The organism is Kitasatospora sp. NPDC057198 (assembly GCF_042670125.1).
In the GTDB taxonomy this organism is placed as follows: Bacteria; Actinomycetota; Actinomycetes; order Streptomycetales; family Streptomycetaceae; genus Kitasatospora.
The window spans coordinates 1-2,364 of record NZ_JBHUWH010000753.1 but is presented as its reverse complement, the minus strand read 5'-3'; the positions used below and the strand labels follow the sequence as shown (position 1 = coordinate 2,364).

Sequence of the window (2,364 nt, the reverse complement as noted above, 5' to 3'; positions counted from 1 at the left end):
AGATCGAGCCACACGGCCCTATCGAGACCGAAGCAGCCCGCCGCCTCGCCGACGACCTCAACAATCAGTAGCAGGCCAATTACCCCACACTTTCTCAGGCCGTCGGGTCCCACAGGCCCACGGCCTCGCCGCGGGCGAGGTGCTCGGCGTAGACGCCGACCTTCCGGTCGATCACCGACCGGCACTCCTCGAGCGCCCGGATCCGGGCGTCCACCCGCTGCCGGTGGGCGTCGAGCAGGCGCAGGCGTTCGGCCTCGTTCCCGGGGCCCCGGCGGACCAGTTCGGCGAACCGCCTGAGGTCCGCGAGCGGCATGTCGGACTCGCGCAGCCGCACGCAGATCAGCAGCCACTCGACGTCGACGGGGCTGTAGCGCCGCCGCCCGCCCGCGCTGCGCCGCACCGGCCCGACCAGCAGCCCTTCGCGCTCGTAGAGGCGCAGGGCGTGCACGCTCAGCCCGGTCCGCTCGGCCACCTCGCCGATGCTCAGCGACCGCGGAGCGTCCATCCCGCTGGTGCCGCTACCGCTGCCGCTGCCGCCGGTGCCGCTGTCCGTCCCGCTGCCGGTCATGCCGCGCCCCCGCACTTGATCTAGACCTCGGTCGAGATCGTAGCGTCCACGGCATGACCACCGACGCGACGAACGACACGCCCACGGACACGACGACCGGCACGACCGCGGAGGCCGCGCAACGGCCGCTCGGTTCGCCCTTCTCCGCCGCCAGTACCGCCCGGGAGGTGCTGGCCGGACGCGACCTCTCCGGGACGACCGCCGTGGTGACCGGCGGCTACTCGGGGCTGGGCCTGGCCACCACCCTCGCCCTGACGGCGGCCGGGGCCCGGGTACTGGTTCCGGCCCGCCGCCCGGACACCGCGCGGGCCGCGCTGGCGGCGGCGGAAGGGGCGGGGGCGGAAGGGGCGGGGGCGGCGGCGGGGACTGCGGGGCCGGGCCGGGCCGAAGTCGTCCCGATGGACCTGGCCGACCTCGGCAGCGTCCGCTCGGCGGCCGCGCTGATCCGCGACCGGTGCGACCGGCTGGACCTGCTGATGGCCGTCGCCGGGGTGATGGCGACCCCGGAGCGGCGGGTCGGGCCGGGCTGGGAGGGGCAGTTGGCGGTCAACCACTTCGGGCACTTCGCGCTGGCCTGCGAACTTCACCCGCTACTGGCCGCGGCGGCCGCCGCCACCGGCGGGGCGCGGGTGGTCGTCAACAGTTCGGCGGGGCACGCGCTGAGCGGCGTCCGCTGGCACGACCCGCACTTCCGCACCGGCTACGACAAATGGCTCGCGTACGGCCAGGCCAAGACCGCCAACGCGCTGTTCGCCGTGCACCTGGACGCCCTCGGGCGGGAGCACGGAATCCGGGCGTTCGCGCTCCACCCGGGCCGGATCATCACGGGGCTGCAGCGGGAGATGACGCTGCGCGAACAGGTCGAGCGGGGGTGGGTGAACGAGCGCGGCGAGGTCGTCGGCGCCGGGTTCAAGAGCCCCGAACAGGGAGCGGCGACCGGGGTGTGGGCGGCGGTCTCCCCGCTGCTGGACGGCCTGGGCGGCCGCTACCTGGAGGACTGCGAGGTGGCCCGGATCAGCGCCCCCGGCACCCCGGTGGACGACGGCGGCGTCCGGGGGTACGCCGTCGACCCCGAACAGGCCGCCCGGCTCTGGGAGTTGTCCCTCGCCGCGACCGGCGCCCCGCCGATCGGCCGGTGAACTCCCGCCCCGCGCCGTGCCGGTCGCCGAGCGCCGCCATCAGCGCCGGCAGCGGCTGCCACTCCGCCCGTCCGGTCGCGTGCGGCGGCCTCCCCGTCCGAGCCGACGAATCCCCTGAAGGACAGTCCGTTCGGCGTCGGTCGGTCCGTGAGTCAGACCCGGCGGAGAAGCCACCACACATCCGCACTGTCAGTCCTCGTAGTAGTTGTTGACCACCACGTCGGGCGTGTCGTCGTCGAGGGCTTCGTACAGCAGGGCGCCGCCGACCAGGCCCGCCGCGCCCGCGCCGATCATCGCGCCGGTGCCGAAGCGGCGGCCGCCGCCCTGCTGGTGCTCGTGCGGGTGGTGGCCGTCGTAGCCGTACTGCTGGGGGTGGCCGTGCTGGGGCTGGCCCGCCAGGGTGGGCGGGTAGCCGGCCGCCGCGGGTTCGGCGTAGTACGGCGGCGGGGTGGTCCGCACGCGCTGCGCGCAGGCGAGGCAGGCCCGGACCGGCCGGGCCGCGCCCCACTGCGGGGACCACAGCACCTCGTCCCCGGCCGGCCCGTGCGCCGGGTCGAAGAAGCAGTCGGGCCGGACGTCCGGCGCGGCGGCGGGCACGGCGGGCACGGCGGCCACGGCAGCGGGTACGGCGGGCGCGGCCGGTGCGGCGAGCACGGG

Annotated in this window: 2 protein-coding genes and 1 pseudogene; 1 reads left to right on the top strand and 2 read right to left on the bottom strand. The window is 76.0% G+C overall.

The features are described 5' to 3' along the window. Window positions 1–94 precede the first annotated feature (94 nt). Window positions 95–505, bottom strand: a complete 411-nt coding sequence (locus ACFUEL_RS38625) for a MerR family transcriptional regulator (RefSeq protein ID WP_380242727.1) — start codon at window positions 503–505, stop codon at window positions 95–97. Window positions 506–621: 116 nt separating this feature from the next. Between ACFUEL_RS38625 and ACFUEL_RS38620 the strand changes: the two genes are divergently transcribed. Then, window positions 622–1,707, top strand: coding sequence for an oxidoreductase (locus ACFUEL_RS38620; protein WP_380242725.1), 1,086 nt, complete (start codon window positions 622–624; stop codon window positions 1,705–1,707). Window positions 1,708–1,896: 189 nt separating this feature from the next. On the opposite strand, the pseudogene ACFUEL_RS38615 reads toward ACFUEL_RS38620, so the two are convergent. Then, window positions 1,897–2,364, bottom strand: a pseudogene (locus ACFUEL_RS38615) (TerD family protein); the annotation flags it as partial.

Bases quoted from the DNA above. Each gene is read 5' to 3' on its own strand.
- ACFUEL_RS38625 (WP_380242727.1), bottom strand. From the start codon at position 505: ATGGACGCTCCGCGGTCGCTGAGCATCGGCGAGGTGGCCGAGCGGACC.
- ACFUEL_RS38620 (WP_380242725.1), top strand. From the start codon at position 622: ATGACCACCGACGCGACGAACGACACGCCCACGGACACGACGACCGGC.